We start from the raw sequence: 7,196 nt of genomic DNA on the forward strand, positions 1-7,196 counted from the left end.
CCCCCCGGCGGGCCCGCCCGCCCCCGCGCGGGCGCGCCGGGCGGGGGGGGCGGCCCCCCGCCCCGCGGCGGCGCCCCGGCGCCCCCGCCCGCGCCCCCGCCGCTTCCCCCCCCCCCACGCGGCGAACCCGCAGACGGGAGCGCCGTGGCTCCGCCTCGTGTCTGAGGGCCTCCGCCCCCGCACTCACCGCACTCGCTCGATCGCGCGGGCCAGCCGCGCGGCGCCCTCGGCCATCCGGCTCACCGGCGTGCGGGAGAAGCTCATGCGCAGCTGGCTGGTCGCGCGCCCGTCGGCGAAGAACGGTGCGCCCGGCACGAACGCCACACCCTCCTCGATCGCCAGCGCTGCCAGGGCTTTGGTGTCGACGCCGGGCACATCCACCCAGGTGAAGAAGCCGCCGGCGGGCACGGTCCACGCAGCAGAGGAGCTCAGTGCGCCGTCCAGCGCGTCCATGAGCCCCTGGCACCGCGCGGCGTAGGCGGAGCGGAGCACCGGCAGCGAGGCGGCGTAGTGGCCCTCCATGATGTGGGCCTCGAGGATCGTCTGTCCGAGAGCGCCCGCGCACTGGTCCGTGTTCGTCTTGGCCTGGGCCATCGCGTCGATGACAGTGGCGGGGCCGGCCGCCCAGCCCATGCGCGTGCCGGGTGTGAAGGTCTTGGAGAAGGTGCCCACCTGCACCGTCACGTCAGGCCCCAGTTCGTAGAGGGAGTCCACGTAGGAGCCGTCGAAGGCGAGGTCGCGGTAGGCAACGTCCTCGAGCACGAGCAGCCCCAGGCGGCGTGAGATCTCCACGACCTCCCTGCGGCGCTCCCAGTCCAGGCGCAGGCCGGAGGGGTTCTGGAAGTCCGGGATGACGTAGACGACCTTGGGCGACGCGCCCTGGGCCCGCGCCTGCGCGTACGCCGTCTCGATGCTGGCCGGGATCAGGCCGTGCGCGTCGTTCTCCATGGAGACGCAGACGCCGTCGTGGGACCGGAAGACGCTGAACGCGCCCAGGTAGGACGGCGCCTCCACCAGCACGGCATCGCCCGGGTTCAGCATGGCCTTGCAGATGAGGGTGAGGGCATCCACCCCGCCCGAGGTGACGATGAGGTCGTCCGGACCGGGGACCACCGCCTGGGTCCGGGAGACCTCGGCGCGCAGCACCTCGCGCAGAGATGCCAGCCCGTAGTTGGGCGCGTACTGGAGGGCCACCTCGGGCCGCGACTCGATGGCCTTGGCCGCGGTCTCGCCCAGCAGCTGGGTGTCGTAGAGGCCAGGATCCGGGAAGCCGCCGGAGAAGTCGACCAGATCACCGCCCGCCGAGGCCATCGCCAGCACCGCCGAGAGCTCGGACGGGCCGGCCTGGGCGCGGGCGGCGAGACGGTCGAACCAGGCGTCGTGTGCAGCTTCCGTCGGGGCGGTCCGGGCCGATGCGGACGCGGTGTGCGAAGTCTCGGTCATGGCCCGCATCGTAGGGGAGACCGGGCCGGTGTGTGCGATCCGTCTCACGGATGCGGGCCTCCTCGATTCCGCACGCCGCATCCCGCACGCCGCATCCCACAAGTTACGTCTGCGTACCGGCCGCCCCGCACGGCCGCTACGCAGACGTAACCTCCCGGGATGGGGCGCGGAGCCACATCCCTCTACGCCCGCACATCCCTCTGTGCGTGCACCCGCGCGCTAGTGCACCCGCACTCGAGCGCTGCCGCACCCGCACCCGCGCGCTGCTGCAACCGCACCCGCGCGCTACTCCGCCGCGGCCTCGGGCCCCTTCGCCAGGTATCCGCGGGAGAAGTGGAGCAGCCCGGCGAAGGCGTGCGTCTGCGCCTCCTGGTGGGAGATGTAGAGGTCGTGCATGGCGCCGGGCACCCGGTCCAGCACCACGGTGGGGGCGATGTTCACGGCCCGGTGGGCGATCGCGTCGACGTCGAGCACGATGTCCGTCTCCTCCATCTCCTGGTCGTAGCTGAGTTTCATGAGGCTGCGGCTGGAGGTCTGGACGAGCACCGGCGCCTCGATGTTCAGCCCTTCCTCCACGGCCTTGTGCCCGGCGAAGATCGCCCGGATCCAGCCGGCGTAGACAGGGAAGCTTTCCGCGGGCTTGAGGCGGATGTCGTAGGGGAGCCGGCCCAGGGTCGCGGAGGTCGCCATCACGTAGTGGTTGGGCATGTGCAGGCGCAGGGCCGAGGTGGCCGAGCGTGTCCGTGCGAACACCGGCTGGAGCAGCTTCCGGATCGCGGTGGAGAACTGGAACTCCAGCCACGGCGAGTTGAGGACGAGGCCCTGCGCGCGCCCCGGGTTGCGATCGGCCCACAGTGCGGCGATGAGACCGCCGGTGGAGTGCGCGGAGAGCACCACGCGCCTGCCCGGGGACTCCTGGGCGATGACGGCGAGGGCGGCCTCGAGATCCGCGTCGTAGTCGGAGAGGTCCGTCGTGTAGCCGGGACGCTGCATCCGCTCCGGGTCCGGGGGCTCGCGCAGCGCGGAGAAGGCCGAGCGCTCCATGAGATCCGGATCCAGGTTGCGGCCGTAGCCGTGGAGGTCGAGCGCGTAGAAGCGGGCGCCCAGCCCGGTCCAGAACCGTGCGAGGTTCTGCTGGAAGAAGTAGTCGGACCAGCCGTGGAGGTGGAGGACTGCCACGTCCGCGAGCATGCGCGGATCCATCGCCGAGGCCAGGGGCACCCAGGCATCGCGGGCGGCTGCCGGGTCCAGCGCCGCAGCTCCCGGCGCGCCTCCCGCCGCAGGCAGCGAGTGCCGGGGCCGATGCCGCACGAGGGTGGCCTGCCGGTCCTCCGGCAGCGGCAGGCACAGGGAGGAGAAGTCCCCGCCGAGGAGGTCCTCCTGCCAGTCGAGGGGGTGCGTCGCGTGCGCCCTCAGGTGCTCCGTGCTGTGCGACTGCTCTGTCCTGTGCGACTGCTCAGTGCTGTGCGACTGCTCTGTCCTGTGCGACTGCTCTGCGCTGTGCGACTGCGCCGGGTCGTTCGGCTGCTGAGTGTTGCTCGGCTGCTCTGCGGCATGGGGCTGCACAGCGTCACGACGCTGTCCTCCGTCGCCCGGCTGCTCCGTCCGCGGGATCTCGTCCATCTCCTCATTGTGGACCGGGACGCAAGCGTCCGTGCCGGGTGGCAGAATCGGACCATGACGAACTTCCGCGTCCGGCCCGCCCTGGCCGACACTCCCGCATACGTCCCCGGAAAACCGCCGGCGCCGGTCGAAGGCGTGCAGTCGTACAAGCTCTCGTCGAACGAGCACCACATGGATCCGCTGCCTGCAGCGCTGGAGGCGATCCTGGGTGCGGCGCGCACGCCGCACCTCTACCCGGATCCCTCCGCCCACGATCTCACCGCCGCGCTCGCCGCCCATCACGAGGTGCCCTACGACAACGTCGTCGTCTCCGCGGGCGCCTCGGAGGGGCTTTCGGCGCTCATCGGCATCACGGCAGAGGCCGGCACCAGCGTGGTCTTCCCCTGGCCCTCCTTTGAGATGTACCCGCAGGTGGTGAGCTTCACCGGTGCGGAGAAGATCGCGGTGCCGCTGGCGGATGAGGGCCGCATGGATCTCCCCGCCATGCTCCAGGCCATCCGCGAGGACACCCGGCTGGTCCTCCTGTGCTCGCCCAACAACCCCACCGGCGCGGTGATGGGGCAGGCGGAGTTCGACACCTTCATGGAGCAGGTGCCCGCGGACGTCCTCGTCGTCCTCGACGAGGCGTACGTGGACTTCGCCCCCGGCAGCGAGGGCGCTGCCTCCATCCGGGCGAACGGCGCGGGGCTGGACGCGCCCGTGGACTCCGCCGTGGGGCTCGCCACCTACCCCAACCTCGCGGTTCTGCGGACGTTCTCCAAGGCGCATGGGCTGGCCGGCCTGCGCGTGGGCTACACGCTCGCGCAGCCGGGGATCATCCACGAGATGCGCAAGTCCATCGCCCCCTTCAGCGTGACCGCACCGGCGCAGGCGGCCGCGCAGGCCTCCCTGGCGCACCTGGACGAGATCGCCGTGCGGTCCAAGGAGGTGGGCGTCCTCCGTGACGAACTCGCCGCCCGCCTGCGGGAGGTGGGGATCCCGGTGCCGCCCAGCGGAGGCAACTTCGTGTGGTTGCCGCTGGGCAAGCGGTCCCAGGAGTTCGCGGACGCCTGCATGGCCGCAGGCCTGGCGGTGCGGAATCTGGGCGCGGGAGTCCGTGTCACGGTGGGCCCGCAGGAGGCGCTCGACCGCCTCGTCGACATCGCACGCACCTTCATCGGAAAGTGAGCCATGACCTCCTCGACTGAGCAGACACCCGTGCCCGAGGCCCCCGCGGGGGCAGGGCAGGCGACCTCGCCGGCACAGCCCCTGGCCGGGCACGCGCAGCCCGCACCGGCCTCGGGCGGTGCCTCGGCCTCGGCCTCGGACCGTGCCGTGGCGCGAGGGGAGGGCCTCCTCCCGCCCGAGGCCACCCTCGACCTGACGCCGCTGGAGGCGGTACTCAGCGCAGGCGCCCTGGTGACGGACCCGGACGTCGTGCTCGCCCACTCGCAGGACCGCGCGATCTTCTCCCCGGTGGGCCGTGCACGCGGGCTGGTGCGCGCACGCAGCATCGAGGACGTGCAGGCCGTCATGCGCTTCGCGAGCGAGCACCGGGTGCCGGTCATCCCGCAGGGCACCCGGACGGGGCTCGCAGGCGCGGCGAATGCGACGGACGGTGCGCTCCTCCTGTCCCTGGCCGCGATGGATCAGGTGCTGGAGATCGACACGGTGGAGCAGACCGCCCGTGTCCAGCCCGGCGTCGTCAACCGGCAGCTGAAGAATGCACTGGCACCGCACGGCCTGGCCTACCCGCCGGATCCGGGCTCCGTGGACATCTCCTCGCTGGGCGGCAACGTCGCCACGAACGCCGGCGGGCTGTGCTGCGTGAAGTACGGCGTGACGAAGGACTACGTGCGTCAGCTGACGGTCGTGCTGGCGGACGGCTCGCTCACCACCCTGGGCCGGCCCACCGCGAAGGGCGTGGCCGGCTTCGACCTCGCGAGTCTGTTCGTGGGTTCGGAGGGATCGCTGGGCGTGGTCGTGGAGATCGTCTTCGACCTCATCCCCGCGATCCCGCCCCCGCTCACCGGCGTGGCGCTGTTCGACGACATCAAGCACGCGGGCTCCACCATCACGGAGTTCATGGCCTCCGGCGCCACGCCCTCGCTGCTGGAGATCATCGACGGTGTGACGATCGGCTTCCTCAACGACTACGGGGACTTCGGGCTGCCGGACGGCGCCGCGGCGATGATCCTGGTGCAGTCCAACGGCGACGGTTCGCTGGAGGCGGCCGCAGAGGAGCTGGCGGCCTTCCAGCGCGTCGCGGAGGCCCAGGGCGCCACGGAGGTGACGGTCTCCGACGACCCGGAGGACTCCGAGCTGTTCGTCGCGGCGCGGCGGGCCGTGGCTCCGGCGATGGAGAAGTTCGCGGCGACGCAGGGCGGCGGCGAGCTCATCGACGACGTGTGCGTGCCGCGCAAGGCGCTCACGGAGTTCTTCGCCCGGATGGAGCTGATCGCTGCCGAACACCAGGTCATCACCTCCGTCGCAGGCCACGCCGGCGACGGGAACATGCACCCGGCCGTGGTCTTCGACGCCCGTGACGAGGAGTCGACGCGCCGGGCGCACGCGGCGTTCGACGCCATCATGGAGGCGGGCCTGGAGCTGGGCGGTACCATCACCGGTGAGCACGGAGTGGGCGTGCTGAAGAACACGTGGCTGGCCCGGGAGCTCGACCCGGTGTCCCAGCGTCTGCACCTGGCGATCAAACGCGAGCTCGACCCGCTGGGCATCCTCAGCCCGGGCAAGATGCTCGGAGAGCTGGGCGGATGAGCGGGGCCGTGAACGAACGCGCGCGGTTCGGGTTCTCCGAGGGCACACGCCTGGAGGCGGGCGGTCGCACCGGTGTGATCCGCACGCCGCACGGTGACATCCGCACGCCTGCGTTCATCCCGGTGGGCACCAAGGCGACGGTGAAGACCGTGACGCCGGAGCAGGTGGAGGAGCTGGGCGCGGACGCCGTGCTCGCCAACGCCTACCACCTGTACCTGCAGCCGGGCCCGGACATCGTGGACGAGGCCGGAGGCCTCGGCGCGTTCATGAACTGGCAGGGGCCCACCTTCACGGATTCCGGCGGCTTCCAGGTCATGAGCCTGGGCGTGGGATCCAAGAAGGTGCTCTCCACGGAGTTCGCCGGCACGAACCGGCCGGACATGCAAAAGGACCTGCAGCAGGAGGTCCGTGAGGAGCGTCTGGCGAACGTCGACGAGGACGGGGTGACGTTCCGCTCGCACATCGACGGTTCGCTGCACCGCTTCACCCCCGAGGTATCGATGCAGGTCCAGCACCAGTTGGGCGCGGACATCATCTTCGCCTTCGACGAGCTCACGATGCTCACGAACACGCGCCGCTATCAGGAGGAGTCGCTGGAGCGCACCCGCCTCTGGGCGCAGCGCTGCGTGGAGGAGCACGTCAGTCTCACACAGGAGCGCTCGCACCGGCCGTACCAGGCGCTCTTCGGAGTGCTGCAGGGTGCGCAGTACGAGGACCTGCGGCGCAAGGCGGCGCGGGATCTGGCGAGCATGGACTTCGACGGCTTCGGGATCGGCGGAGCCCTGGAGAAGGAGAACCTCGGCACCATCGTGGGCTGGGTGTGCGAGGAGCTGCCGGACGACAAGCCGCGGCACCTCCTGGGCATCAGCGAACCGGACGACTTCTTCGCCGCGATTCGCAGAGGCGCTGACACCTTCGACTGCGTCTCGCCGTCCCGGGTGGCCCGGAACGCGGCCGTGTACTCGCACGACGGGCGGTTCAACATCTCCGGCGCACGGTTCAAGCGGGACTGGAAGCCCATCGAGCCGGAGTGCGACTGCTACACGTGCAGCCACTACTCGCGCGCCTACCTCCACCACCTGTACAAGGCGAAGGAGCAGCTGTTCAACACGCTGTGCACGATCCACAACGAGCACTTCACGGTGGGGCTCGTGGCGCGGATCCGGCAGTCGATCGAGGACGGCAGGTTCGACGAGCTCGAGGCCGAGGTTCTGGGCCGGTACTACTCCGGCGACAAGCCCTGAGCCGGGGCTCCGCGTGTGGCTCTGAGGTGGGGCTCCGCGCTGTGTGCGGGGTCCGCTCTGAGGTGGGGCTCCGCGCTGTGTGAGGGTCCGCCGTGAGCGGACCTCCCTTCCTCTCTGAGCTTCTCCTCGTTA

5 protein-coding genes are annotated in these 7,196 nt (G+C 71.2%); 3 read left to right on the top strand and 2 right to left on the bottom strand.

Translation table 11 applies throughout. The annotated features are described in order from the left end of the window. Positions 1-183: 183 nt before the first annotated feature. Together Q0A33_RS13535 and Q0A33_RS13540 are read right to left on the bottom strand one after the other, a co-directional pair. On the bottom strand, positions 184-1,443 hold the full coding sequence (locus Q0A33_RS13535) for a PLP-dependent aminotransferase family protein (RefSeq protein ID WP_291797795.1): 1,260 nt from the start codon (positions 1,441-1,443) through the stop codon (positions 184-186). Between the two features lie 285 nt (positions 1,444-1,728). Further along, on the bottom strand, positions 1,729-3,066 hold the full coding sequence (locus Q0A33_RS13540; RefSeq protein WP_291797798.1) for an alpha/beta hydrolase: 1,338 nt from the start codon (positions 3,064-3,066) through the stop codon (positions 1,729-1,731). Between the two features lie 54 nt (positions 3,067-3,120). On the opposite strand from Q0A33_RS13540, the gene hisC reads away from it, so the two are divergent. Genes hisC through tgt form a run of 3 tightly spaced genes read left to right on the top strand, consistent with a single transcriptional unit; the run spans position 3,121 to position 7,064 of the window. Then, positions 3,121-4,233, top strand: a complete 1,113-nt coding sequence (gene hisC, locus Q0A33_RS13545) for a histidinol-phosphate transaminase (protein ID WP_291797801.1) — start codon at positions 3,121-3,123, stop codon at positions 4,231-4,233. Between the two features lie 3 nt (positions 4,234-4,236). Beyond that, complete coding sequence (locus Q0A33_RS13550) at positions 4,237-5,820, top strand: FAD-linked oxidase C-terminal domain-containing protein (protein WP_291797806.1); 1,584 nt, start codon at positions 4,237-4,239, stop codon at positions 5,818-5,820. After that, positions 5,817-7,064 carry a tRNA guanosine(34) transglycosylase Tgt gene (gene tgt, locus Q0A33_RS13555; RefSeq protein WP_291797809.1) on the top strand — a complete coding sequence of 416 codons (1,248 nt, stop codon included), beginning with the start codon at positions 5,817-5,819 and terminating at the stop codon, positions 7,062-7,064. Before Q0A33_RS13550 ends, tgt begins: the two co-directional genes overlap by 4 nt. Positions 7,065-7,196 lie beyond the last annotated feature (132 nt).

This window comes from Brevibacterium sp., from assembly GCF_022712115.1.
Taxonomy (GTDB): Bacteria; Actinomycetota; Actinomycetes; order Actinomycetales; family Brevibacteriaceae; genus Brevibacterium; species Brevibacterium salitolerans.